At 71.0% G+C, this 24,197-nt stretch carries 19 protein-coding genes and 1 pseudogene; 10 read left to right on the plus strand and 10 right to left on the minus strand.

Annotated elements, in window-relative coordinates:
- Positions 1-57: 57 nt before the first annotated feature.
- Positions 58-1,299, minus strand: coding sequence for an Rv3212 family protein (locus G6N56_RS24295; RefSeq protein ID WP_085254196.1), 1,242 nt, complete (start codon positions 1,297-1,299; stop codon positions 58-60).
- A gap of 13 nt (positions 1,300-1,312) precedes the next feature.
- Positions 1,313-2,818 carry a DEAD/DEAH box helicase gene (locus G6N56_RS24300; protein WP_085254195.1) on the minus strand — a complete coding sequence of 502 codons (1,506 nt, stop codon included), beginning with the start codon at positions 2,816-2,818 and terminating at the stop codon, positions 1,313-1,315.
- Between the two features lie 280 nt (positions 2,819-3,098).
- Between G6N56_RS24300 and G6N56_RS24305 the strand changes: the two genes are divergently transcribed.
- Complete coding sequence (locus G6N56_RS24305) at positions 3,099-3,812, plus strand: ferritin-like fold-containing protein (RefSeq protein ID WP_085254194.1); 714 nt, start codon at positions 3,099-3,101, stop codon at positions 3,810-3,812.
- A gap of 6 nt (positions 3,813-3,818) precedes the next feature.
- Here G6N56_RS24305 and G6N56_RS24310 read toward each other — a convergent pair whose 3' ends face one another.
- The gene (locus G6N56_RS24310) at positions 3,819-4,568 is read right to left on the minus strand and encodes an MmpS family transport accessory protein (RefSeq protein ID WP_085254193.1); all 750 of its coding nucleotides are present in this window, start codon (positions 4,566-4,568) and stop codon (positions 3,819-3,821) included.
- Positions 4,569-4,769: 201 nt separating this feature from the next.
- Between G6N56_RS24310 and G6N56_RS24315 the strand changes: the two genes are divergently transcribed.
- On the plus strand, positions 4,770-5,045 hold the full coding sequence (locus G6N56_RS24315; protein ID WP_180150407.1) for a DUF3107 domain-containing protein: 276 nt from the start codon (positions 4,770-4,772) through the stop codon (positions 5,043-5,045).
- Here G6N56_RS24315 and G6N56_RS24320 read toward each other — a convergent pair.
- Positions 5,032-5,715, minus strand: coding sequence for an HTH-type transcriptional activator FasR (locus G6N56_RS24320; protein ID WP_085254192.1), 684 nt, complete (start codon positions 5,713-5,715; stop codon positions 5,032-5,034). The two genes, G6N56_RS24315 and G6N56_RS24320, sit on opposite strands and share 14 nt — an antisense overlap.
- A gap of 190 nt (positions 5,716-5,905) precedes the next feature.
- Between G6N56_RS24320 and G6N56_RS24325 the strand changes: the two genes are divergently transcribed.
- Positions 5,906-6,940 (plus strand): DUF3152 domain-containing protein, encoded by a 1,035-nt coding sequence (locus G6N56_RS24325; RefSeq protein ID WP_163645169.1) that lies wholly within the window; start codon positions 5,906-5,908, stop codon positions 6,938-6,940.
- Positions 6,941-7,046: 106 nt separating this feature from the next.
- Here the strand turns inward: G6N56_RS24325 and G6N56_RS24330 are convergent.
- Positions 7,047-8,250: pseudogene (locus G6N56_RS24330) on the minus strand (IS30 family transposase).
- A gap of 176 nt (positions 8,251-8,426) precedes the next feature.
- On the opposite strand from G6N56_RS24330, the gene moeZ reads away from it, so the two are divergent.
- Positions 8,427-9,620 (plus strand): adenylyltransferase/sulfurtransferase MoeZ, encoded by a 1,194-nt coding sequence (gene moeZ / locus G6N56_RS24335; protein WP_232069143.1) that lies wholly within the window; start codon positions 8,427-8,429, stop codon positions 9,618-9,620.
- 146 nt (positions 9,621-9,766) lie between these two features.
- Positions 9,767-10,621: a TIGR02569 family protein gene (locus G6N56_RS24340; protein WP_085257939.1), complete on the plus strand. Its 855-nt coding sequence runs from the start codon at positions 9,767-9,769 to the stop codon at positions 10,619-10,621.
- Positions 10,622-10,637: 16 nt separating this feature from the next.
- On the opposite strand, the gene G6N56_RS24345 is transcribed toward G6N56_RS24340, so the two are convergent.
- From G6N56_RS24345 to G6N56_RS24355, 3 genes are read right to left on the minus strand one after another with little or no spacing between them, the layout of a single operon-like run.
- The gene (locus G6N56_RS24345) at positions 10,638-10,940 is read right to left on the minus strand and encodes an MGMT family protein (protein WP_085257933.1); all 303 of its coding nucleotides are present in this window, start codon (positions 10,938-10,940) and stop codon (positions 10,638-10,640) included.
- A 2-nt stretch (positions 10,941-10,942) separates the two neighbouring features.
- Positions 10,943-11,755, minus strand: a complete 813-nt coding sequence (locus tag G6N56_RS24350; RefSeq protein WP_085257932.1) for an alpha/beta fold hydrolase — start codon at positions 11,753-11,755, stop codon at positions 10,943-10,945.
- Positions 11,733-11,936: an Rv3202a family protein gene (locus G6N56_RS24355; RefSeq protein ID WP_085257931.1), complete on the minus strand. Its 204-nt coding sequence runs from the start codon at positions 11,934-11,936 to the stop codon at positions 11,733-11,735. Before G6N56_RS24355 ends, G6N56_RS24350 begins: the two co-directional genes overlap by 23 nt.
- 165 nt (positions 11,937-12,101) lie before the next feature.
- On the opposite strand from G6N56_RS24355, the gene G6N56_RS24360 reads away from it, so the two are divergent.
- The 4 genes from G6N56_RS24360 to nudC all read left to right on the plus strand — a co-directional run bounded on the left by G6N56_RS24360 (position 12,102) and on the right by nudC (position 20,780).
- On the plus strand, positions 12,102-15,263 hold the full coding sequence (locus G6N56_RS24360; protein WP_085257938.1) for an ATP-dependent DNA helicase: 3,162 nt from the start codon (positions 12,102-12,104) through the stop codon (positions 15,261-15,263).
- Positions 15,227-18,544 (plus strand): ATP-dependent helicase, encoded by a 3,318-nt coding sequence (locus G6N56_RS24365; protein WP_408632714.1) that lies wholly within the window; start codon positions 15,227-15,229, stop codon positions 18,542-18,544. The genes G6N56_RS24360 and G6N56_RS24365 overlap by 37 nt, the downstream gene beginning before the upstream one ends.
- Positions 18,545-18,637: 93 nt before the next feature.
- Positions 18,638-19,708 (plus strand): potassium channel family protein, encoded by a 1,071-nt coding sequence (locus G6N56_RS24370; protein ID WP_085257930.1) that lies wholly within the window; start codon positions 18,638-18,640, stop codon positions 19,706-19,708.
- A gap of 148 nt (positions 19,709-19,856) precedes the next feature.
- Complete coding sequence (nudC, locus tag G6N56_RS24380; protein WP_085257928.1) at positions 19,857-20,780, plus strand: NAD(+) diphosphatase; 924 nt, start codon at positions 19,857-19,859, stop codon at positions 20,778-20,780.
- Between the two features lie 4 nt (positions 20,781-20,784).
- Here nudC and G6N56_RS24385 read toward each other — a convergent pair whose 3' ends face one another.
- Entirely contained in the window at positions 20,785-21,441 is a 657-nt protein-coding gene (locus G6N56_RS24385; protein ID WP_085257927.1) for a sensor domain-containing protein, read from the minus strand.
- Between the two features lie 90 nt (positions 21,442-21,531).
- Positions 21,532-21,783 (minus strand): mycoredoxin Mrx1, encoded by a 252-nt coding sequence (gene mrx1 / locus G6N56_RS24390; protein WP_085257926.1) that lies wholly within the window; start codon positions 21,781-21,783, stop codon positions 21,532-21,534.
- 139 nt (positions 21,784-21,922) lie between these two features.
- On the opposite strand from mrx1, the gene G6N56_RS24395 reads away from it, so the two are divergent.
- On the plus strand, positions 21,923-24,022 hold the full coding sequence (locus G6N56_RS24395; protein ID WP_163645232.1) for an ATP-dependent DNA helicase UvrD2: 2,100 nt from the start codon (positions 21,923-21,925) through the stop codon (positions 24,020-24,022).
- Positions 24,023-24,197 lie beyond the last annotated feature (175 nt).

Genomic DNA, 24,197 nt, shown 5'->3' on the forward strand with positions numbered 1-24,197 from the left:
AACTCGCACGAAGACGGCCGGTTTCGGACGATCTTGCGTCTGCTCGGCAGAGAAAGGTCAGCCGAGCGCCACGACGGTGTCGCCGCGCTGCTCGAACACCCGGGACCCCGACACGGCCGGCACCACGGCCGCGGTACTCGGCGCCCGGTCCACCGGGAGATAGCGCTCGTTGACGCCGCTGATCGGGTCGTAGACGCCGATCGCACCGGTCACCGGCACGAGCAGCCGGCCGGCCATCATGACCCCCGGCCCCAGCGGCGCCGTCGTCTGGCCCGCGGCGATGGTGTAGCGAAGCGTCAGGTTGTTCGCGTCGAACACCATCACCGAGTCGCCGGTCCACCAGGTCACGAGGCTGCCGGACTGAGACACCACCGACTGCGACGGCGGCTTGGGCAGCAGCGTGCTCGACAGCGTTGTGCCGGTCCCGTCGATCACGTCGACGCGGGGCTGGGCGGCCGGGCTCCCGGCCTGCGCGCCGGGGATTCCGGGCAGATAGACCGCCGTGTTGCTCTCCCAGACGGCCAGCACCCGGGCCCCCGAATCGGCCGGGATGCCGGGCTCCGGGACGATCTGCTGCTGGGGTTCGTCGTCGTCCTTGCCCGGCCGCAACAGCACCAGCCGCAGGTTCGCCTGGTTTCCGCAGCTTTCGAGCACCGAGACCGCCGACGAGCTGGCCGCGGCCGAGACCAGGGTGCACCCGGAGTGCAGACCCCGCGCGGACGGCTTGACCCGCGCGTCGGTCTCGCCGTACGACATCATCCGGACCAGGTCCGAGCGCCACAGCTCCAGACGGGTGGCGCCCACCGACAGCACGGTCGTGCCGTCAGAGGAGAGCCGCACGCGCGGGTCGGCGTAGCTGCTGCGGGCGGGTCCGCGGCGTCCGGTGGACGCGTCGAGCGCGCTGGCCTGGCCGCACCCGCGGTCGTCGCGGAAGACCGCGATCGCGTAGTGGTACACCCAGGACAGGCCGCACAGGTCGGTGTCACGGGCGTAGCTCCAGCGGGATTGCCCGGTGCCGGGGTCGCGACCGTCGACCCGGCGGCCGTCGCCGGTGGCGAGCGTCCCGCCCACCACGACCGGGGTGGTGGTCGCGGGGCTGGCCGCGCTCCACAGCTGATGCAGGGTGGCCGGCACTTCCCGGGCGGTGGTCGGGTTGGGCGCCGGGACGGCGGCCGGCCGGCTGATGGTGGCCCGCGCGTCGCTGGTCCACCAGATCAGCGACGCGGCCGCCGCGACGGCGACCGCGATCGCCGCGGCGGCGGCGATGTCGCCCTTGGTCCGGCGTTCGGGCTTGACCATGCCTCGGCGCGCGCTAGTTGGCGGGCGCGCTGGCTTCAGCCGGCTTGCGGCGCCGGCGACGGCGCCGGCTGGCGCCGGGATTGGCCGACGGGGAGCTCGACGCGGCCTCGGCGGTGGGCTCGCCGGTGGCGGGGCCGGCCGCCGCGTTGCCGGCGGGGTGCGCGGTAACGGGCTGGCCGCCCCGCGTGCGGCGCCGGGTGCCGGAGCGCTTCCGGGCCGGCTTGTCCGACTTCTCCGCCTGGCCGTCCCGGCCGTCGTCACGACGCTTGGTCTGCGTGCCGCGCGGTGAGCCGACGCTGCCGCGCGCCTCGGCGGGGATGCCGAGTTCGGCGTACAGGTGCGGCGAGTTGGAGTACGTCTCGGCAGGCTCGGGGGTGTCGAGTCCCAGCGCCTTGTCGATCATCGTCCAGCGGGGCAGCTCGTCCCAGTCGACGAGGGTGACCGCGACACCGGTCTTGCCGGCCCGCCCGGTACGCCCGATGCGGTGCACGTAGGCCTGCTCGTCCTCGGGGATCTGGTAGTTGACGACGTGGGTGACGTCGTCGATGTCGATGCCGCGGGCGGCCACGTCGGTGGCCACCAGCACGTCGATGTCGCCGGCGCGGAACGCCTTGAGCGCCTTTTCCCGGGCGACCTGGTTCAGGTCGCCGTGCACGGCGCCGACCTTGAAGCCCCGCTCGGCCAGCTCGTCGGCGACCTTCTGGGCGGTGCGCTTGGTGCGGGTGAAGATCATGGTCGCGCCGCGGCCCTCGGCCTGCAGCACGCGGCTGACCAGCTCGACCTTGTCCAGCGCGTGGGCACGGTAGACGAACTGCTCCGTCTTGTCGTGCACGGCCGACGAATGGGGCGCCTCGGCGCGGATGTGGGTCGGCTGGTTCATGAACGTGCGGGCCAGCGTGATGATCGGTCCCGGCATGGTCGCCGAGAACAGCATCGCCTGCCGGTCGGTGGGGATCTGGCGCAGGATGCGCTCGATGTCCGGCAGGAAGCCCAGGTCGAGCATCTCGTCGGCCTCGTCGAGCACCAGCATCGAGAGCCCGCCGAGCTGCAGGTGGCCCTGCTGGGCGAGGTCGAGCAACCTGCCCGGAGTGCCCACCACCACGTCGGCGCCGGCGCGCAGCGCCTCGATCTGCGGCTCGTAGGCCCGCCCGCCGTAGATGGACACCACCGACAGCGGTCGGCCGTCTTCGGCGGTCAGATACTTGGCGGCGGTGGCCAGGTCCTCGGTCACCTGCATGCAAAGCTCACGGGTGGGCACCACGACCAGCGCGCGCGGCGCACCAGTCAGCGGCCGCTCGCCGTTGGTGACGCGCTGCAGCAGCGGCACCCCGAAGGCAAAGGTCTTGCCCATGCCGGTGCGGGCCTGGCCGATCACGTCGTCACCGGCCAGGGCCATCGGCAGGGTGAGTTCCTGGATGGCAAAGGGATGCTCGATGCCCTTTTCGGCCAGCGCGCGCACGATTTCGTCGCGGACGCCGAGTTCGGCAAAGCTGAGTTCAGTCGTATTTGTTGCGGTCATATGGGGGTGGGAAACCTTTCGGTGACGTTCCGTCGTGTATCGGTGTTTTCTCGGTCGCGGTTCACGCGCGCACGAGTTCCGACTCCGAAAACGTCGCCGAGTCGCCGGCCCCTCGCTCAGTCCGAGGTTCGATCTGAGCGGGCCCAATCCAGGCGGGCCAGCACGTGCACGCACATTTCGCCGGTAATGGCGGTAACGGGCATGCCAATACCTAAGCCCATGATAGCTGGTCGACAGCCGGCCCCCATGAACCGGCGGATTCGCCGACTAGAGTGTTGCCATGACCCGGTCCTCCTGGCAGCCCTCCGAAGCCGATCTGGAAGCCGACCGGGCGGACGCCCCGCTACTGCTGACGGCCGATCATCCCGGCGTCAATGAGCTGTTCGCCGTCCTGGCATACGCCGAGATCGCGGCGTTCTACCGGCTCACAGACGAGGCGCGGATGGCGCCCGACCTTCGCGGCCGGATCTCGATGGCGAGCATGGCCGCCGCCGAGATGGGCCACTACGAGCTGCTGCGCGACGCGCTGGAGCGCCGTGGCGTCGACGTTGTGGTGGCGATGTCGAAATACGTTTCCGCGCTTGAGAATTACCACCGGCTGACGATGCCGAGTACGTGGCTGGAAGCCTTGGTGAAGACTTACGTCGGCGACGCGCTGGCCGCCGACCTGTACCTGGAGATCGCCGACGGGCTGCCCGACGAGGTGGCCGACGTCGTGCGGGCGGCGCTGGCCGAGACCGGGCACTCGCAGTTCGTCGTCGCCGAGGTGCGCGCCGCGGTGACCACGAGCGGCAAGCAGCGCAGCCGGCTGGCGCTCTGGTCGCGCCGGCTGTTCGGTGAGGCGATCACCCAGACCCAGTACGTGCTCGCCGACCACGACGAGCTGGTCGACCTGGTCCTGTCGGGCGCCGGAGGGCTGGGCCAGCTGCACGCGTTCTTCGACCGGTTACAGCAGACCCACGACCGGCGAATGAACGAGCTGGGGCTGGCGTAAAGCCGCTCAGCGCGTGCAGGTCGCCAGATTGCTGTTGTTCGCGGACGCCACCACCGTTTGACCGGCGGCGTTGACCACCGAGCAATTCAGCTGGCCGTAGAAGCTGGTCGCGACCACCGACACCGTCTGGACCCCGGGGTTCAGCACGATCATCCTCGACCAGGGCAGCGACACGTTGAACTCGGTCTGCGGGTAGCCGCGGGCATCGGTGTAGACGATGTTGACCAGGTCCAGGAGCTGCTTCGAGCCGGTCACGGTGTAGACGACGGTGCGTGGGTTGATCGCGGCGGTCGGCGGTGGGACGGCCGGTGCCGGCGCGGCGGTCGCCGTCGGCACCAGGGCCTGCGGGGGCAGCGTGTTCGTCGGCGCGCTGCGCGGCGGCACGGTGGTGACCGTCTCGGGCGGCAGCTGCGACGCCGGGCTGGGACTCGCGGACGCGCTGGGCGGGTTGGTGGCCCCGGGTGACGGGGGAGCGGAGGTCGACGTTTGCGGTATCGGCGGAACCACCGTGGCCTTGGTGGACGCGCTGTCGCCGCTGTTGACGATGACCGCGGTCGCGATGGCGCCGATCGCCACCACGGCGCCCAGCAGCGCCGCGACGGAGCGCCAGCGAAACTCGGCGGGCCAGCCCGTCCAGTCGTAGTCGTCGGCTGGCAAGGAGTCGGTGTCGTCGGTCTCCCAGGCGTCGTCGTCGGGGTAGTCCCGGAATCGGTCGTCGCGGCGAGGCTCGTCAAGGCGGGGCAGTGTGGTACCCATGGTGCCGAAGGTAATGATGTGAAACCAGGGGTGCGGCGCTGCGCGCGACTGTCGACCCACCTGCAAGCGAATCGTTACCTGCGCGCGACCCCGTTTCGCTTACCGCGAACCATGCGGTGGGGCCGGGGCGCGGCGCGGGGTATCCCCGTCCACTAGCCTGCTGCTGACGGGTCTGCGACTTCAAACGCCATTGGAAGAGGGGTGACCGTGGAGGTCAAGATTGGTATCACGGACAGTCCGCGCGAGCTGGTCATCTCCAGCGCGCAGACGCCGGCCGAAGTCGAGGAACTGGTGACCGCCGCGCTGAGCCAGGCGTCCGGCCTGCTCAGTCTCAGCGACGAGAAGGGCCGTCGCTTCCTGGTGGACAGCAAGAAGATCGCCTACGTCGAGATCGGCGCCCCGGACGCGCGGCGGGTCGGCTTCGGCATCGGTGCGGAGGCGGCGCGGCTGGCCGCCAAGGTCGCTAAGAGCGAGTAAGCGGCACGTGTGACAGCCCGCCCCAAGCGAACTGCACGGTGCCCTCGACGGCGTCCGACTTCGAGATCGGGCGGTCGGAGTCGAGCCAATAGCGGGCGCAGTCGACGCTGATGCCGACCAGCCCGACGGCGATCATCCGGGCACGGTGCGGATCGAGGCCGGAGTCGGCGCTGATCAGCGCGAACACCGCGTCGGTGCAGGATTCGGTGGCCACGCGCACCTGCGCGGCGACCTCGGGCTCGGTGACATAGTCGTTCTCGAAGATCAGGCGGTAGCCCTGGCTGTCGTGCTCGATGAAGTCGAAGAACGCCTGGACCGCGGCGTGTAGCCGCTGCCGGTTGTCGGTCGTGGTGCGCAGTGCCTGCTGCACCCCGGACACCAGATTCTCGACGTGCCGGGCAAGAACGGCCAGGTACAGCTCGAGCTTGCTGGAAAAGTGCTGATACAGAACGGGTTTGCTGACGCCCGCGCGCTCGGCGATCTCGTCCATTCCGGCCGCGTGGTAACCGTGGTCCACGAAGACGTCGCTGGCGACCACCAACAGCTGGCCGCGGCGCTCGTCGCGGGGCAGTCGGTTGCCGCGGCGGTTCTGGGCCGACGCACCCTCGGGCCGGACGCGGTCGTTCGCTCTGACGGCACGGCGCGCCGCCGTCTTGGCGAGATCGCTCATCGAGTCCCCATCCGGTCCTGGCGACTGACCGTTTCCCGTCGGGGCCAGCCGCGCTCGTCGCACCGACCTTACTACTCGCGGCGTGCTGACGATCGTTATGGAAGCCGTCTCCGCTGGCAGAAGGGGTGTCGTGCGGCCCGCTCGGGCGCGCCAAGGGCGGCGGCCGTCGAAGCTGTGCCATCCTGGGGAAATGACGTCGCAGCGACCTGTGCGCGGCACCGGTCGGGTGCCGGTGCTACGCGACGAGTGGCGAGAACCACTGCGCGCGCTGCGCGACCCGATCGGGCGGGACGGGGGACGGGTGCGCGCCGACCGCGAGCGGCCGCGCCAGTGGCGCAAGCAAACGTGGCTGGGCCGGTTCGTCTCGACGTACGGCTGGCGCGCGTACGCGTTGCCCGTGCTGGCAGTGCTCACCGCCGTCGTGATCTACCAGACGGTCACCGGCACCAGCGCGACGAAACCGGCGGCGACCCGGTCCATCCAGGCCCCGCCCGCCATCGGCGCGGTGGGCACCGCGATCATCGACGCGCCGCCGCGCGGGCTCGCGGCGTTCGACGCCAACCTGCCCGCCGGAACCCTGCCCGACGGCGGCCCCTTCACCGAGGCGGGCGACAAGACCTGGCATGTCGTCCCCGGGACGACCCCGCAGTTCGGCCAGGGCACGGCCAAGGTCTTCCGGTACACCGTCGAGGTCGAAAACGGCATCGATGCCACGATGTTCGGCGGCGATCCCGCATTCGGCCAGATGGTCGATCAGACGCTCGCCAACCCGAAGGGCTGGACGCACAACCCGCAGTTCGCGTTCATCCGCATCGACGACAGCACCGGCGGGAAGCCCGACTTCCGCATCTCGCTGGTGTCCCCGGTGACCGTCCGCGAAGGGTGCGGCTACGAGTTCCGGCTCGAAACGTCCTGCTACAACCCGTCGTTCGGGGCGGACCGCCAATCGCGCGTCTTCATCAACGAGGCGCGCTGGATCCGCGGGGCCGTGCCGTTCGAGGGAGACGTCGGCTCCTACCGGCAGTACGTGATCAACCACGAGGTCGGCCACGCCATCGGGTACGTGCGCCACGAGGCCTGCGACGTGCAGGGCGGGCTGGCGCCGGTCATGATGCAGCAGACGTTCTCCACGTCCAACGATGACGCCGCCAAGTTCGACCCCGACGTTGTCAAGGCCGACGGGAAGACCTGCCGCTTCAACCCCTGGCCCTACCCGATCGCCTGACCCCGCTTTTCCCATCCCGGGCGCCGAGCCTGCGGCTCTGGCGTCAAGCCTGCGGCCTCGGCGTACAACTGCGGCTCAAAGTCAAGTGGTTAGTGCAACAGGGTGTTCAGGCTGCCTGCTCGAGGAGGGCTGCCAGCCGCTGAGCTGGCGTGTCGAGGTCGAGGGTGGGTCGAGGTCGTCGGTTAAGGGTGTCTTGGATGCGTTTGAGGTCGGCTGGGGTGTAGCCGCTGAGATCGCTGCCCTTTTCGAACCAGAACCGCAGCAGCCGGTTGGTGTTCTCGTTGGTGCCGCGCTGCCAGGGCGAATGCGGATTGCAGAAATACACCGGAGTTTTTAGCTGGAGGTGGATGTCTTTCCAGCGGGCCATCTCCGAGCCGCGATCCCAGGTGATCGAACGGCGTAGATGCTCGGGCAATTGGCTCATCGCGGCGATCATCGCGGTAGATACGGTCTCGGCGGTGTGGTCGCCAGGCAGGTGCAGCAGCAAGGTGAACCGGGTCGTGCGTTCGACCAGGGTGCCAATAGCGCTGTTGTTCGGGCCGACGATCAGATCACCTTCCCAATGCCCGGGAACCGCCCGGTCTTCGGCTTCGGCGACCGCTCGGCGATGGTGAACTCCTCACCGCTGCTGTAGACCCGCTGCGGCTATCGACGTGACCGCGCGACTTGCGGGCCGACCGCTTAGTGGACAAACACCGGTGCAGATCAGCGCGCAGACTGCCACGGGTCTGCACATACAGGCATTGGTAGATGGTTTCGTGGCTCACTGTTGCCAGCTTGTCATCGCGATGATCGCGGGCCAACACATCAGCGATCAGTTTCGGGCTCCACCCCTGGTCCATCCAGGCCTCGATCGCTGCGCATAACGGGTTGTCAATGAGCTTGAAATTCTTCGGCCGGCGAGCCTTCTCAGCGGCCCGCGCATGAGCCATCAGGGCGTGGTAATCCCCGTCGGCGTTGCGATTACGCCGCGTCTCGCGGTAGATCGTGGATCGGTCGCGGTCGAGCCGCTCAGCGATCTCGGCGTCACTGAGGCCGGCATCGCGCGCACGCATGATCTCGACACGTTCTTCGACACTGAGCCGATGACCTCGGCCACCGGGCAACGACATGTTGCCCGGTTGGAGTAGACCACGTCGACCCCGTCCGCCAATCTGCACCTTCATTGCCCCAGCCTTGCGCCACCACGCTGCCCCGACGTTGCGCGACACGCCCAGCTGCCGTTCGGCCTCCCACACCGACGTCCCCGAGCAGACGAGATCAAAAAACAGCCAGCGCAACTCCCGCGGAGCCCGATATCCAGTCGGCATTGCAACCTCCAAAACTAGGGATGTTGCACTGACCGTATGAATCTGCCCGGGTGAGCCACGATCTGTGCGCAGGCTCGCCGCAGCCAGCGCAGCCTCGTTGCCGCGCATTCGGAGTCCTGCTGAGATGGATTGTGAACGGGCGCAGAGAACGCTAGAGAAACCGGGAGATGTTCGGTGTGAAACCCCAGACATCGCTGCCGCCGCTGGTGGAACCCGCGGCCGCGCTGAGCCGCGAGGAGGTGGCCCGCTACAGCCGCCATCTGATCATCCCGGACCTGGGGGTGGACGGGCAGAAGCGCCTCAAGAATGCCCGGGTGCTGGTGATCGGCGCGGGCGGTCTCGGGGCGCCGACGTTGCTGTACCTGGCCGCCGCCGGCGTCGGCACCATCGGCATCGTCGACTTCGACGTCGTCGACGAGTCCAACCTGCAGCGGCAGATCATCCATGGGGTGGCCGACGTCGGGCATCCCAAGGCCCGGTCCGCGCGCGACTCGATCGCGGCGGTCAACCCGCTGGTCGACGTGCGCCTGCACGAGGTCAGGCTGGATGCGACCAACGCGGTGGAGCTGTTCGGGCGGTACGACCTGATCATCGACGGCACCGACAACTTCGCCACCCGGTACCTGGTGAACGACGCCGCGGTGCTGGCCGGGAAGCCCTACGTGTGGGGGTCGATCTTCCGATTCGAGGGCCAGGTGTCGGTGTTCTGGGAGGACGCGCCCGGCGGGCGAGGGCTGAACTACCGCGACCTCTACCCGGAGCCGCCCCCGCCCGGCTCGGTGCCGTCGTGCGCCGAGGGTGGCGTGCTCGGGATCGTCTGTGCCTCCATCGCTTCTGTGATGGGGACCGAGGCGATCAAGCTCATCACCGGGCTCGGCGAATCGCTGCTGGGCCGGTTGATGATCTATGACGCCCTGGAGATGACGTACCGCACGATCGCGATCCGCAGGGACCCGTCCGACGCGTTCCGGCCCAAGATCACCGAGCTCGTCGACTATGAGCAACTCTGCGGTGTGGCCACCGCCGGCACGGGCGTCCCCGAGGGCGGCTCGTCGATCACCCCGCGGGAGCTGCGCGAGTTGCTGGATTCCGGCACCCAGCTGGCCCTGATCGACGTGCGCGAGCCCGCCGAGTGGGACATCGTGCACATCGACGGCGCCCAGCTCGTTCCCTCGTCGCTGCTCAGCACCGGGGAGGGGCTCGCAAGGCTGCCGCAGGACCGCATGGCAGTCCTGTACTGCAAGACGGGCGTCCGCTCGGCCGAGGCGCTCGCCACGGTCAGGAAGGCCGGATTTAGCGATGCCGTGCATCTGCAGGGGGGCATCGTCGCCTGGGCCGAGCAAATGCAGCCCGACATGGTCATGTACTGATCCGGCCCGCGGGCTTGCCTGGCGGCGACCCGCCGCGCCCGGCTCCGCCGCGCTTGCGGTCGCCGCTGGTTGGCTGGCGGCGACCCGCCGCGCCCGGCTCCGCCGCGCTTGCGGTCGCCGTGGTGGCCCTCTATTACGCTACGCATGTGATTGTCGAGCCACCGCCGGAGCATGTCCTGTCGGCGTTCGGCTTGAAAGGTGTGCAGCCCGTCGCGCTGGGGCCCGGCTGGGAGGGCGGCTGGCGATGCGGCGAAGTCGTCCTGTCCATCGTGGCCGATCACGCGCGTGCGGCCTGGTCGGCCCGGGTGCGCGAGACGCTGTTCGTCGACGGGGTTCGGCTGGCCCGGCCCGTGCGCTCGACCGACGGTCGCTATGTGGTGTCGGGCTGGCGGGCGGACACGTTCGTCGCGGGCGTCCCCGAACCCCGACACGACGAAGTGGTCTCGGCGGCGGTGCGGCTGCACGAGGCGACAGGCAAACTCGAACGGCCCCGCTTCCTGACGCAGGGCCCGACCGCGCCGTGGGGAGAGGTCGACGTCTTCATCGCCGCCGACCGTGCCGCGTGGGAGGAGCGGCCGCTGGCGTCGGTGCCGCCGGGCGCGCGGACCGCCCCGCCGTCGGCGGACGCCGAGCGATCCGTCGAGCTGATCAACCAACTCGCCACGTTGCGCAAGCCGACCAGGAGCCCCAACCAGCTGGTCCACGGTGATCTCTACGGCACAGTGCTTTTCGTCGGTACAGCGGCGCCCGGGATCACCGACATCACGCCCTACTGGCGGCCGGCCTCCTGGGCCGCCGGGGTGGTTGTCGTGGATGCCCTTTCGTGGGGCGAGGCCGACGACGGGCTGATCGAGCGTTGGAGCGCGCTGCCGGAATGGCCACAGATGTTGTTGCGGGCGTTGATGTTTCGATTGGCCGTCCACGCGCTGCACCCGCGCTCGACCGCCGAGGCGTTTCCCGGTCTGGCGCGCACGGCGGCCCTCGTCCGGCTGATCCTCTAGGAGGCGGCGGACGCCCTCAGTCCGCGAACGTGTGACGGACTTGGTGCAGCGCCACCTTGCCGTCAACGGCCAGGACCCCTTCGGCCCGCAACAACTCCAGCTGCCTGGTTCTCAGGTGCTGGGCCGGGCGCCCTGATGCGGTGATCACGCGGTGCCACGGCAGGTCCGAGGAGTCCGTCCGCATGATCCACCCGACGATGCGCGGGCTGGAAAGCCCTGCCACGTCGGCGATGTCGCCGTAGGTGGCGACCCGGCCGGCCGGAATCGACGCGACCAGCGAACGCACGCGCTCGACCTGCTGCTCGGTCACCGGCGCCACGGTCAGCCTGCCCCGGCCAACTCGCGGACCAGCGCGGCGACTTCGGCGGGCCTCGCGTAGGGCACCATGTGGTTGCAGTCGAAATCGAGCACCGTGAAATCGGATCCCAGGCGCTCGTGCAGCCCCGCGACGAGTTGGTCGCTGACGTAGGGCGGCGTGGTCTGCTTCGCTCGCACCAGCGTCGTCGTCGTGCCGGCGGGGGGCAGCACGACTGGCCGCGCCAGCTCGCTCCAGTACGACATCATCGCCGGCAGGCTGACGCGCCAGCCGTACCGCCCGGTGGGCAATTGGACCAGGTGCTCATCGATCTCGGCGTCGAGCAGCGCCGGGTCCACATCCGACCAGGAGCCCGTCGCCTTCTCCATGCGGGCCTCCCCGGCGTCCGGGTAGTCCGGGGAGGACAGCATCGCCTCGGCGATGTCGCCCATCCGACCGCCGTCCAGCCCCACCGCGGGGTCGAGCAGCAACAGGGCCGCCACGAGTTCGGGCCGGGCCGCGGCCAGGTGCATCGCGAGCGCACCGCCGAACGAGTGGCCGACCACCACGACGGGCGCCTCGGCTTGCTCGTCGAGCAGCGCGGCCAGCGCGGCGACGTTGGCGTCGATCGTCCACGGCGCAGCCCACGACGACCGACCGTGACCGAGCAGATCCGGCGCGGCGATGGCCAGCCCGGGCAGGTAGCCGGCCAGGTGCTCCCAGCGCTGCCCGTGGCCGGTCAGGCCGTGGATCGCGAGGACGTGCACCGCGCCCGGCGGACCATAGCGATGCACGTGCAGGCCCGCGGCCCCCGGCTCAGCGATTGTCGTCCCAATCATCCTCCGCCGGAACGATGAACGCCTGCTCCATCACGTCGGCCTCGTTGGCCTCGCGTTCCCCCGCGGTCAGATAACTGGTGTCCAAGCCCACCTCGTCGTCCAGATCGACGGGTTGCTGTTGCTCGACGGCGTCGCCTTCCGGCGCGTCGTCGTCGGGAAAGCCGCGATCGACGTTCTCCACGATCAGAATCCCTCCTTACCCATTCCTCGGGCCTTTTTCTTCAGGCCTTGAGTTGGCCACTGACCTAACGACTGCACTAACGACGTGCACCCCTCCACCCTAGGATCCACCGGGAGCGGCGCATCGTGGGCCGACTTGTCGTACCGCAGTGGTTGCATGCAGCCCATGTCATACACCTGGGACGACGGGGCGGCCACCCTCCTGGCGCCCGGCGTTCGCGGGTTGGTGCGGGTGCTGGGCGGCCCCGGCACCGGGAAGAGCAGCCTGCTGGTCGACGCGGCGGTCGGCCGCATCCGGGCCGGGGCCCCACCGGAATCGGTTCTGCTGCTTACCGGGTCGGGCCGCATCGGGACGCGGGAACGTACTGCCTTGACGACGGCGCTGCTGCGGGCGAGCGCCGCCGGATCGGCGCGGACCGCCGTCCGCGAGCCGTTGGTACGCACCGTGCACAGCTACGCGTACGCGGTCTTGCGGCGGGCCGCCCAGCGGGGCGGTGAGGCACCGCCGCGGTTGGTCACCAGCGCCGAACAGGACGCCATCATCCGGGAGCTGCTGGCCGGCGACCTCGAAGACGGACCGCGGGCCGCCGTCGCCTGGCCGGCGCATCTGCGCCCGGCCCTGAGCACCGCCGGGTTCGCCACCGAACTGCGCAGCCTGTTGGCCCGCTGCGCCGAACGCGGGGTGGATCCGCAGGCCCTCGAGCGGCTGGGCCGGCGTTGCCGGCGCGCGGAATGGGTCGCCGCCGGCCAGTTCGCGCGCCAGTACGAGCAGGTGATGCTGCTGCGGGCGGCGGTCGGGACGGCGGCGCCGGAGGCCACGACGCCGGCGCTCGGCGCCGCCGAACTCGTCGGCGCCGCGCTGGAAGCCTTCGCGATCGAACCGGAGTTACTGGCCGCCGAGCGCGCCCGCGTCCGGGTCTTGCTGGTCGATGACGCGCAACAACTCGACCCGCAGGCGGCCCAGCTGGTCAGGGTGCTCGCGGCGGGCGCCGACCTCGCGTTGCTGGCCGGTGATCCCAATCAAGCGGTGTTCGGCTTCCGGGGTGGGGAGCTGAGCGGGTTGCTCGCCGACGATTCCCCCTCGGTGACGCTGACGCTGTCGCATCGCTGCGCTCCGGCGGTGGCCCGCGCCGTGACCGCCGTCGCGCGCCGGCTGCCCGGCGGCAGCGGTGGCAAGCGGATCGAGGGCACCGGCGACGACGAGGGGTCCGTCGTCGCGCGCCTGGCCGCGTCGGCCCACGCGGAGGCGGCGGTGATCGCCGACACGCTGCTTCGTGCCCACCTGATCGATGGCGTGCCCTGGTCGCGGATGGCGGTGCTCGTCCGCTCGGTGCCGCGGTCCGCCGCTCGGTTGCCCCGCGCCCTGGCCGCCGCCGGCGTCCCGGTGGCGGCGCCCGCCGCCGGGGGAGCGCTGTCGGCTGAGCCGGCGGCCCGGGCGCTGCTGACCGTCCTGGCGGCCACCGTTCACGGATTGGACGGTGACCGGGCGCTGGCGTTGCTGACCGGACCGATCGGCCGGGTCGACCCGATTTCCCTGCGGCAGCTGCGCCGAACCCTGCAGCGCGCCAACCCCGATCGCTCACCGGGCGACTTCGGCGGCCTGCTGGTCGAGGCGCTGACCGGTGACCGGACGCCCGCGGGTGCCCAGGCCCGCGCGCTGCAGCGGGTGCGGGCGGTGCTCACCGCGGCCGCGGACGTCGCGAAGCCGGGCGCCCCTTCCGTCGGGGGCGATCCGCGCTACGCCCTGTGGGCCGCGTGGCAGCGCTCCGGGCTGCAGCGCCGCTGGCTGTCGGCCGCCGAGCGGGGCGGGCCGGCGGGCGCCCAGGCCGCCAGGGATCTGGAGGCGGTGACGGCGCTGTTCGACGTCACCGACGACTACGTCGCTCGCACGCCCGGCGCGTCGCTGCGGGGTCTGGTCGAACACGTCTCGGCGCTGCGGCTGCCGAGTGGCAACCCCGACCCGGTGAGCGCGGCCGAGCAGGTGCGGGTGCTCAGCGCACACGCCGCGCTCGGGCACGAATGGGACGTGGTGGTCATCGCCGGCCTGCAGGAAGGCCTCTGGCCCAACACCGTTCCGCGCGGTGGCGTGCTGCGCACCCAACGGCTGCTCGACGTGCTGGACGGTGTCACCGACGACGCGTCGGTGCGGGCCCCGCTGCTGGCCGAGGAACGCAGGCTGCTGGTGGCGGCCATGGGCCGGGCCCGGCGCCGGCTGGTGGTGACGGCGGTCGACGGCGACGCCGTCGGCGCCGACGGGGAGTCCGCGCTGCCGTCGAAGTTTTTCTACGAGCTTGCGCAACTGGCCGAGGACGACCCGGCTTCGCCCGCCCCGGAACCCGTCTCGGCCCCGCGGGTGCTCTCGGCGGCGGCGCTGGTGGGCCGGTTGCGCGGCGTCGTGAGTGCGCCTGACGGGGCGGTGGACGACGACGCCCGCCGCTGCGCCGCAACGCAATTGGCGCGGTTGGCCAAGGCCGGTGTGCCGGGCGCCGACCCGGCCGGATGGCAGGGCCTGGTCCCGGTCAGCACCAACGAACCCCTGAGGTCCCCGGAGGACCCGGTGACGCTGACCCCGTCGAGCCTGCAGACGCTCAACGACTGCCCGCTGCGGTGGCTGGCCGAGCGGCACGGCGGCACCGACGCGCGCGACCTGCGGTCCACGATCGGCTCGGTGGTGCACGCGCTGATCGCCGAAACCGACAGGGCGGATGCGGAGTTGTTGGCGGGGCTGGAGCGGGCCTGGAAGCACCTGCCGTTCGATGCCCAATGGCACTCGGCCAACGAGTTGGCCCGTCACCGCGCCATGATCGAGGCTTTCGTCGAGTGGCGGCGCCGGACCCGCGGCGAGTTGACCGAGGTCGGCGTCGAGGTCGACATTGACGGGGCGCTGGCGAGTGTTCGCGACGACGGCGGCGAGGTTCGGGTCCGCGGCCGGGTCGACCGGCTGGAGCGCGACGCGGCGGGCCGGCTGGTGATCGTCGACATCAAGACGGGCAAGACGCCGGTCAGCAAGGACGACGCGCAGCGACACGCCCAGTTGACCATGTATCAGCTGGCGGTGGCCGAGGGTCTCCTTCCGGACGGGTCCCGCGATGCGGAGCCCGGCGGCGCGCGGCTGGTCTACCTCGGCAAGACCGGGGCGGCGGGCGCCACCGAACGCCAGCAGGACCCGCTGACCGAGGCCGGCCGCGACGAGTGGCGCAACCTCGTCCGGGCGGCGGCCGACGCGACGGCGGGCCCGCAGTTCGTCGCGCGCCGCAACGACGGGTGCACGCACTGCCCGATACGGCCGTGTTGCCCGGCGCACACCGAGGACAGGAGACCGCTGTGAAACCGCGCTACACGCCGACCGAGTTGGCCGACGCCCTTGGGCTTTTCGCGCCGACGGCGGAGCAGGCCGCCGTCATCGCCGCGCCGCCGGGACCGCTGGTCGTGATCGCCGGCGCCGGCGCCGGCAAGACGGAGACGATGGCTGCGCGGGTGGTGTGGCTCGTCGCCAACGGTTACGCCGAACCCGGCCAGGTGCTGGGGTTGACGTTCACCCGCAAGGCGGCCGGTCAGCTGTTGCGCCGCGTCCGGTCCCGGCTGGCCCGGTTGGCGGGCATCGGCCTGACGACGGCCGGCGCGGTGGCGGCGGACACGGCGGGAACGCCGGTGGTCAGCACGTACCACGCCTTCGCCGGTTCGCTGCTGCGCGACCACGGCCTCCTGCTGCCGGTCGAGCCCGACACCCGGCTGCTCAGCGAAACCGAGCTGTGGCAACTGGCTTTCGACGTGGTCAACCGCTACGGCGGGGCGCTGCGCACCGACAAGTCACCGGCCGCGGTCACCTCGATGGTGCTGCGGCTTTGGGGGGCGCTGGCCGAGCACCTGGTGGACACCGGCCAGCTGTGCGACACCCACGGCGAGCTCGAACGCCTGGTGCACACGCTGCCTGCCGGCCCCTATCAGCGCGACCGGGGCCCGAGTCAATGGCTGCTGCGGCTGCTGTCCACCCAGACCGAACGGGCCGAGCTGGTGCCGCTGCTTGATGCGCTGCAGGAGCGCATGTGCGCCGCCAAGGTGATGGACTTCGGCGCCCAGATGGCGTCCGCGGCGCGATTGGCGGCGGCCTTTCCGCAGGTCGGCGAGGAATTGCGCAACCGCTACCGGGTGGTGCTGCTCGACGAGTACCAGGACACCGGGCATGCCCAGCGCATCGCCCTGGCGGCTCTCTTCGGCGGCGGCGTCGACGACGGGCTGGCGCTGACGGCCGTCGGCGATCCCATCCAGTCGATCTACGGCTGGCGTGGTGCCTCGGCGACCAATCTGCCGCGGTTCACCACCGACTTCCCGAAGTCCGACGGCAGCCCGGCGCCGATCCTGGAGTTGCGGACCAGCTGGCGCAATCCGCCGAGCACCCTGCACGTGGCCAACGCGATCTCGGCGGAGGCGCGGCGCCGTTCGGTCGCCGTGCATGCTCTCCGCGCCCGCCCGGACGCGCCCCCCGGCACCGTCCGGTGCGCGCTTCTTCCGGATATTCAGGCCGAGCGGGACTGGATCGCCGACCACGTGCACCGCGAGTACGAGCGTGCCCGTGCCGAAGGGGTCGCCCCGCCCACCGCCGCGGTCCTGGTGCGCCGCAACGCCGACGCGGCGCCCGTCGCGGCCGCTCTCGCCGCCCGCGGCGTCCCGGTCGAAGTGGTGGGGCTTTCCGGGTTGCTGTCCATCCCCGAGGTCGCCGACGTCGTGGCGATGCTGCGGTTGGTCGCCGATCCGACGGCGGGCGCGGCCGCGATGCGGATGATCACCGGACCGCGGTGGCGGCTGGGCGGGCGGGACGTGGCCGCGCTGTGGCGTCGCGCGCAGGCACTCGGCGGCCGACGCGGCCCGGATGACACCGCGTCGCCGGAGGCGATCGCGATGGCGGCGGGTCCCGACGCCGACGCTGTGTGCCTGGCCGACGCGATCAGCGACCCGGGCGCCGCGGACGCCTACTCGTTCGCGGGATACCAGCGCATCGCGGCGCTCGCCGGCGAGTTGACCGCGCTGCGTGGCCACCTCGCCCATTCGCTGCCCGACCTGGTCGCTGAGGTGCGCCGCGTGCTGGGCGTCGACTGCGAGGCCCGGGCCGCGGCCGGCGTCGACGCCGGATGGAGCGGCGCCGAGCACCTCGACGCGTTCGCCGACGTCGTGGCCGGGTACGCCGAGCGGGCGGGTGCCGGTGGGACCGATGCCTCGGTGGCCGCCCTGCTGGCCTACCTCGACGCCGCGGAGACCGTCGAGAATGGCTTGCCTCCCGCGCCGGCGGCCGTGGCACGCGACCGGGTCCAGGTACTCACCGTGCACTCGGCGAAGGGCCTGGAGTGGCAGGTGGTGGCGGTCGCGCACTTGTCGGGAGGCGTTTTCCCGTCCACGGCGTCGCGCAGCAGCTGGCTCACCGATCCCGGCGAGCTGCCGCCGTTGTTGCGCGGCGACCGCGCCTCGGCGGGGGCACTCGGGATTCCGGTATTGGACACTTCCTCGGTGACGAATCGAAAGCAGTTGTCGGACACGATCTCCGAGCACCGCCGCCAGCTGGACCAGCGCCGTGTCGACGAGGAACGCCGACTGCTCTACGTGGCCGCCACCCGGGCCGAAGACACCCTGCTGGTGTCCGGCCACCATTGGGGTGGCACCGGGGCCAAGCCGCGCGGCCCGTCGGACTTCCTGTGCGAGCTCAAGGACGTCATCGACCAGTCGGCTGCGGACGGCGAGGCGTGCGGAGTGGTCGAGCAATGGGCGCCTGCGCCTGCGGATGCGGAGCCGAACCCGCTGCGGGACAACGTGATCGAGGCGGTCTGGCCGGCAGATCCGTTGGCTGCGCGTCGCGGTGCCGTCGAGCGTGGCGCGGCGCTGGTGGCCCAGGCGATGTCGGTCGGCGACACCGGGCCGGGGGAGGACGTCGACGGCTGGGCCGCCGACGTCGACGCGCTGCTGGCGGAGCGGGCACGGTCCGCCGCGCCGCCCGTGCACAGCCTGCCCGGGCAGGTGTCGGTCAGCGGTCTGGTCGACCTGGCCCGCGACCCCGCGGCCGCCACGCAACGGTTGTTGTACCGGCTGCCGACACGTCCCGACCCGCACGCACAGTTGGGCAGTGCTTTCCACGCCTGGGTGCAACAGTTCTATGGCGCCGAGTGGCTGTTCGACCTCGGAGATCTCCCGGGCGCAGCAGACTCCGAGGTCGGCGAGCCGACGGAACTGGCGGCGTTGCAGGCGGCATTCACCGAATCGCCCTGGGCGGCAAGGACTCCGACCGCGGTCGAAGTGCCGTTCGAGATGCCGATCGGCGATCGCGTGGTGCGCGGCCGCATCGACGCCGTGTTCGCCGACCCCGACGGGGGCTTCACCGTGGTGGACTGGAAAACCGGCGAGCCCCCGCGCGGAGCCGAAGCCCTGCGGCACGCCGCCGTCCAGCTCGCCGTCTACCGCATGGCGTGGGCCGCGTTGTCCGCGATCCCCGAGTCGGCGGTGCGCACCGCCTTCTATTACGTGCGAACCCGCACGACGGTCGCCCCCGATGCGCTGCCGGGTCAAGCGGAACTGGCCGAGCTCCTGGCGGACCCGGCCGGTAACCGGCCCGCCGAGGTGTGACTCTGCCGCCCAGCTGCTGCCGGGCCCGCGAGCGTGGTTACATATGACACGTGCGTGTCTCCGCCACTGCGGTTAAGCCGATGACGGGCCGACGTGGGCAACGGTAGGTCGCGCAAACTCGCGGGGCTGAATGAAACGCTGGCCGCCCAGCCCGGCCACCAGCTGGTCGGCGTCGTGCGCATCCCGGAAGAGCACGCCAGTCCGTTTCGCGTCATCGCTCGCCGGGTGGCCATCGCCTTGGTGGTGTTGTTCGCCGCCGCGGTCATCGTCTACCTGGATCGCAACGGTTATCGCGACGTTCGGGGCGAGCGGCTGACCTTCCTCGATTGCGTGTATTTCGCGGCGGTGTCGTTGTCGACGACTGGCTACGGCGACATCACTCCCTACACTGAAACCGCGCGCCTGACGCACACGGTGATCTTCACGCCGCTGCGGATCGCGTTCCTGGCCGTGCTGGTCGGCACGACGCTCGAGGTGCTCTCGGAGCGGTCCCGGCAGGCGTGGAAGATTCAGCGTTGGAGGAGCAGAGTGCGCAACCACACGATCGTGATTGGCTATGGCACCAAGGGAAAGACGGCGGTCGCCGCCATCCTTGGTGACGAGGCCGCTCAGGGCGAGATCGTCGTCGTCGACACGGACCGGACCGCCCTAGAGAACGCGGCCGCCGCGGGGCTGGTCACCGTCCACGGTGATGCCACCAAGTTCGACGTGCTCCGGCTGGCGGGGGCGCAGCACGCGGCGTCGATCATCGTCGCCACGAACCGCGACGACACCGCGGTGCTGGTGACGTTGACGGCGCGGGAGATCTCGCCCAAGGCCAAGATCGTGGCATCGATCCGGGAGGCCGAGAACCAGCACCTGCTGCAGCAGTCGGGTGCGGACTCGGTGGTGGTCTCTTCCGAGACGGCCGGCCGGCTGCTCGGCCTGGCCACCACCACGCCCAGCGTCGTCGAGATGATCGAGGACCTGCTGACCCCCGACTTCGGGCTGGCCATCGCCGAGCGGGAGGTGGAGCAGGCCGAGATCGGTGGCTCCCCTCGGCATCTGCGTGACATCGTGCTCGGCGTGGTCCGCGACGGTCACCTGCTGCGCATCGGCGCGCCGGAGGTGGATGCCATCGAGCCGACCGACCGGCTGCTGTACATCAAGACGGCGGGGCACTAGTGGCGATCGCAAGCCCGGCGGTGCCGGGCGCGGCGGGTCGGCACGGGTCGGTTTCAGTGGCGATCGCAAGCGCGGCGGTGCCGGGCGCGGCGGGTCGGCACGGGTCGGTTTCAGTGGCGATCGCAAGCGCGGCGGAGCAAGGCTGACCGTGGACTTTCAGCTCCGCGAGATTCCATTGCTGTCGCGCGTCGGTGCGGACAGGGCCGACCAACTGCGCACCGACGTCGACGCGGCCACCGCCGGCTGGGCGGAGGCCGCGCTGCTGCGGGTGGATTCGCGCAACCAGGTACTCGTCGCCGACGGCCGCGTGGTGCTCGGCTCGGCGGCCAGCCTCGCCGACAAGCCGCCGCCGGATGCGGTGTTCCTCGGCCGCATCGAGGACGGGCGGCACGTGTGGGCCGTCCGGGGGGCGCTACAGGCGCCGGAGGATCCGAGCGTGCAGGCCGAGGTGGTCAACCTCCGGAGCCTTGGCCCGATCTTCGACGACACCAGCAGCCAGCTGGTGTCGTCGGCGATCGCGCTGCTGAACTGGCACGACAGGGCGCGGTTCAGCTCGGTGGACGGCTCACCCACCAGGCCCGCCCGGGCGGGCTGGTCGCGGGTCAACCCGGTCACCGGCCACGAGGAGTTTCCGCGGATCGACCCGGCGGTGATCTGCCTGGTGCACGACGGCGGCGACCGCGCGGTCCTGGCCCGCCAGGCGGTGTGGCCCGAGCGAATGTTCTCTCTGCTGGCCGGCTTCGTCGAGGCCGGCGAGTCGTTCGAGGTCTGCGTCGCCCGGGAGATCCGCGAGGAAATCGGCCTGACCGTCCATGACGTCCGCTACCTGGGCAGCCAACCGTGGCCGTTCCCGCGCTCGCTCATGGTCGGTTTCCACGCCGTCGGCGACCCGGCCGAGGACTTCTCGTTCAACGACGGGGAGATCGCCGAGGCGCACTGGTTCACGCGCGACGAGGTGCGCGCCGCGCTGGCGGCCGGGGATTGGAGCAGCTCGTCAGAGTCGAAATTGCTGTTACCGGGGTCCATTTCGATTGCGCGGGTGATCATCGAATCATGGGCCGCGGCCGGCTGAGGCGCTAGCTGACGCGGTCGGTGACCATCCGCAGGATGGTGTTGGCGATCTGGTCCGCCGATTGCAGTCCCACCACGCCCACGGAGACCATGACCGCCGACTTGGTGCGATACAGATGGGTCCATTGGTCGGCGGTGATCCGCAGGGTCGAGGGATCCGGCTTGTCCAGGTTGAACTGGTAGTTCGGGTCGTGCAGGTTGCTGCAAGCCTGCACGGCTGTTTCCAGCTGATGGAAGGCGCCGAGCGCCGCGTCAGTGTTCGGATAGCGGCCGACCGCCTGCGTGACCCCGTTGATCATCGAGTTGCCGCCCGGCTCGATGTCGTCGGTGACGCCGTGATAGCCCGCACTGCGGAACTCCGACCAGCCGCTACCGAAGGTGATGTCGTTGTGGCCGACCGCCCGGCACGGTCCCGGTGCGTTCGCGTCCGCGGGCGGCGGCTTGTGCAGGTCCGCCTCGGAGTGTGGCGAGAGACTGTCCGCGTCGGCGATGCGCCGCACGTCCTGGACGCTGACGATCATGTCGTCGACCCCCGGCGTCTTGCTCGGCGCGGCCGGAGTGCTCGAATGCGAGCAGGCCGCCAGCAGCGTCACCGCACAGCACAGACCTCCGGCCCGCCGGATCACGCCATTGCGGCCCCGGGGCGGCCGACGCCATGCCATAGCCCGTATCGTAAGCCGTCAAGACGCGTTGCCGCAGAGTGAGTTTCGGGTCTCCGCATGTCGCGGGCGGCCAGGCCCTGTCCGCAACCGTCAGCCGACCTCCGCCAGCTTGGCCTTGACCTGCGCGAGGCTCGGATTGGTCAGGGCGGACCCGTCGGCGAACTTCACCGTCGGCACCGTCCTGTTGCCCCCGTTGACCGAGCTGACGAAATTGGCTGCGTCCGCGTCGTGCTCGATGTCCACTGTGTCGTAGGCGATGCCGTTGGACTTCAGAGCGGTCATGAGCCGGTGGCAGTACCCACACCAGGACGTCGTGTACACCGTGAGCGCAGCGTTGGTCATGCCTCGTTAACGTAGTCCGTCGTCCCCGCATTCCACGCAGGGGCGCAGCCCGCACGGGGAACCGCGACGCGCCGACAACTCGCCGACGCGCGTCGGGCGGGGCGGCGGTTTGTCGGCGATCACTGCCAAGATGGACGCCATGCCGATGGTCGCCGACCCCCTGACCTCCGGGCTGGACGACGAGCAGCGCGAGGCCGTGCTTGCCCCCCGCGGACCGGTCTGCGTGCTCGCCGGTGCGGGAACGGGCAAGACGCGCACGATCACGCACCGCATCGCTCAGCTCGTCGCTGGTGGTCACGTCGCCGCCGGGCAGGTGCTGGCGGTCACGTTCACCCAGCGCGCGGCCGGGGAGATGCGCAGTCGCCTGCGCGCCCTGGACGCCGGGGCGGGGGTCGGCGCGGTGCAGGCCTTGACCTTTCACGCTGCCGCCCACCGCCAGCTGCGGTATTTCTGGCCCAGGGTCGTCGGCGATACGGGTTGGCAACTGCTCGACAGCAAGTTCGCCGTGGTGGCCCGCGCGGCCAACCGCGTGAGGCTGAACGCGAGCACTGACGACGTGCGCGACCTCGCCGGCGAGATCGAGTGGGCCAAGGCGTCGCTGATCAGCCCCGAAGGGTACCCGGCCGCCGTCGCCGGCTCCGGCCGGGACGCTCCGCTGGACGCCGCGCAGATCGCCGGTGTCTACGCCGCGTACGAGGCCCTTAAGGCGCGCGGCGACGGCGTCACCCTGCTGGACTTCGACGACCTGCTCCTGCACACCGCGGCGGCCATCGAGAACGACCCCGCCGTGGCCGAGGAGTTCCGCGACCGCTACCGCTGCTTCGTCGTCGACGAGTACCAGGATGTCACGCCGCTGCAGCAGCGGGTGCTGGCGGCGTGGCTGGGCGACCGGGACGACCTGACCGTCGTCGGCGACGCCAACCAGACCATCTACTCGTTCACCGGGGCCTCGCCCCGCTTCCTGCTGGACTTCTCTCGCCGGTTTCCCGACGCGACCGTGGTGCGGCTCGAGCGTGACTACCGATCCACGCCTCAGGTGGTGTCCCTGGCCAACCAGGTGATCGCCGCGGCCCGCGGCCGCGTCGCCGGCAGCAAGCTGCACCTGGTGGGGCAGCGCGAGCCGGGCCCGGCCCCGTCGTTTCACGAGCATCCCGACGAGGCCGCGGAGGCCGCCGCGGTCGCTTCGGCGATCTCCCGGCTGGTCGAGTCGGGCACCCCGGCCTCCGAGATCGCTGTGCTGTACCGGGTCAACGCGCAGTCGGAGGTCTACGAAGAGGCCCTGACCGAGGCGGGCATCGCCTACCAGGTCCGCGGCGGCGAAGGGTTCTTCAACCGGCAGGAGATCAAGCAGGCGTTGCTGGCGCTGCGGCGTGCGGGCGAGCGGGGCTCCGAACACGGCGCGGACGCTCCCGTGCCCGAGGTCGTACGCGCCGTGCTGGAGCCGCTGGGGCTGACGGCGGAACCGCCCACCGGCACCCGGGCGCGGGACCGCTGGGAGGCGCTGACCGCGCTGGCCGCGCTGGTCGACGACGAGGTGGCGCAGCGCCCGCAGCTCGATCTCCCCGGGCTGCTGGCCGAACTCCGGGTGCGCGCCGACGCGCGGCACCCGCCCGTCGTCCAGGGCGTGACGCTGGCGTCGCTGCACGCGGCCAAGGGGCTCGAGTGGGACGCGGTGTTCCTGGTAGGGCTGGCCGACGGCACGCTGCCGATCTCGCACGCGTTGGCGCACGGCCCCGACAGCGAGGCCGTCGAGGAGGAGCGTCGGCTGCTCTATGTCGGGATCACCCGCGCCCGAACGCATTTGACGCTGAGCTGGGCGCTGGCCAGAAACCCGGGCGGCCGGCAGGGCCGTAAACCGTCGCGCTTCCTCAACGGCATCGCGCCGCAGACGCGCCCCGACCCGGCCCCGGGTAAGTCCCGGCGCAACCGCGGTACCCCTAACCGCTGCCGGGTCTGCAACAAGGACCTGACCACGCCGGCGGCCGTCATGCTGCGCCGCTGCGAAACCTGTGCCGCCGACATCGACGAGGACCTCTTGCTGCGGCTCAAGGCGTGGCGGCTGGAGGTCGCCAAGGAGCAGAAGGTGCCGGCGTATGTCGTCTTCACCGACAACACCCTGATCGCGATCGCCGAGCTGCTGCCCGCCGACGAGAAGGCGCTGGTCGCGATCCCCGGCATCGGCGCGCGCAAGCTCGAACAGTACGGGCCGGACGTGCTCCGGCTGGTCAGCGGACGCTGACGGGCGGCTCCTCGCCGCCGAGTGTGGGGCCTCTGGCGAATTCACCCGGGCGCGGCATCCACAGGGCCCACACTCGACGCCCGGCGGCAGGCTGAAACGCGCAGCTCGGAAAATCGGTTGTGACCACGGGTGCCCGCCGTCTACCCTCAGGTCGGACCGGCAGTCGCCAGGAGAG

Source organism: Mycobacterium saskatchewanense, from assembly GCF_010729105.1.
In the GTDB taxonomy this organism is placed as follows: Bacteria; Actinomycetota; Actinomycetes; order Mycobacteriales; family Mycobacteriaceae; genus Mycobacterium; species Mycobacterium saskatchewanense.

Excerpts from the sequence above, each read along its gene's own strand:
- G6N56_RS24300 (WP_085254195.1), bottom strand. The coding sequence starts at position 2,818 with ATGACCGCAACAAATACGACTGAACTCAGCTTTGCCGAACTCGGCGTC.
- G6N56_RS24360 (WP_085257938.1), top strand. The coding sequence starts at position 12,102 with ATGTCATACACCTGGGACGACGGGGCGGCCACCCTCCTGGCGCCCGGC.
- G6N56_RS24385 (WP_085257927.1), bottom strand. The coding sequence starts at position 21,441 with ATGGCATGGCGTCGGCCGCCCCGGGGCCGCAATGGCGTGATCCGGCGG.
- G6N56_RS24310 (WP_085254193.1), bottom strand. The coding sequence starts at position 4,568 with ATGGGTACCACACTGCCCCGCCTTGACGAGCCTCGCCGCGACGACCGA.
- G6N56_RS24320 (WP_085254192.1), bottom strand. The coding sequence starts at position 5,715 with ATGAGCGATCTCGCCAAGACGGCGGCGCGCCGTGCCGTCAGAGCGAAC.
- G6N56_RS24350 (WP_085257932.1), bottom strand. The coding sequence starts at position 11,755 with ATGATTGGGACGACAATCGCTGAGCCGGGGGCCGCGGGCCTGCACGTG.
- G6N56_RS24325 (WP_163645169.1), top strand. The coding sequence starts at position 5,906 with ATGACGTCGCAGCGACCTGTGCGCGGCACCGGTCGGGTGCCGGTGCTA.
- G6N56_RS24295 (WP_085254196.1), bottom strand. The coding sequence starts at position 1,299 with ATGGTCAAGCCCGAACGCCGGACCAAGGGCGACATCGCCGCCGCCGCG.
- mrx1 (WP_085257926.1), bottom strand. The coding sequence starts at position 21,783 with ATGACCAACGCTGCGCTCACGGTGTACACGACGTCCTGGTGTGGGTAC.
- G6N56_RS24395 (WP_163645232.1), top strand. The coding sequence starts at position 21,923 with ATGCCGATGGTCGCCGACCCCCTGACCTCCGGGCTGGACGACGAGCAG.
- G6N56_RS24305 (WP_085254194.1), top strand. The coding sequence starts at position 3,099 with ATGACCCGGTCCTCCTGGCAGCCCTCCGAAGCCGATCTGGAAGCCGAC.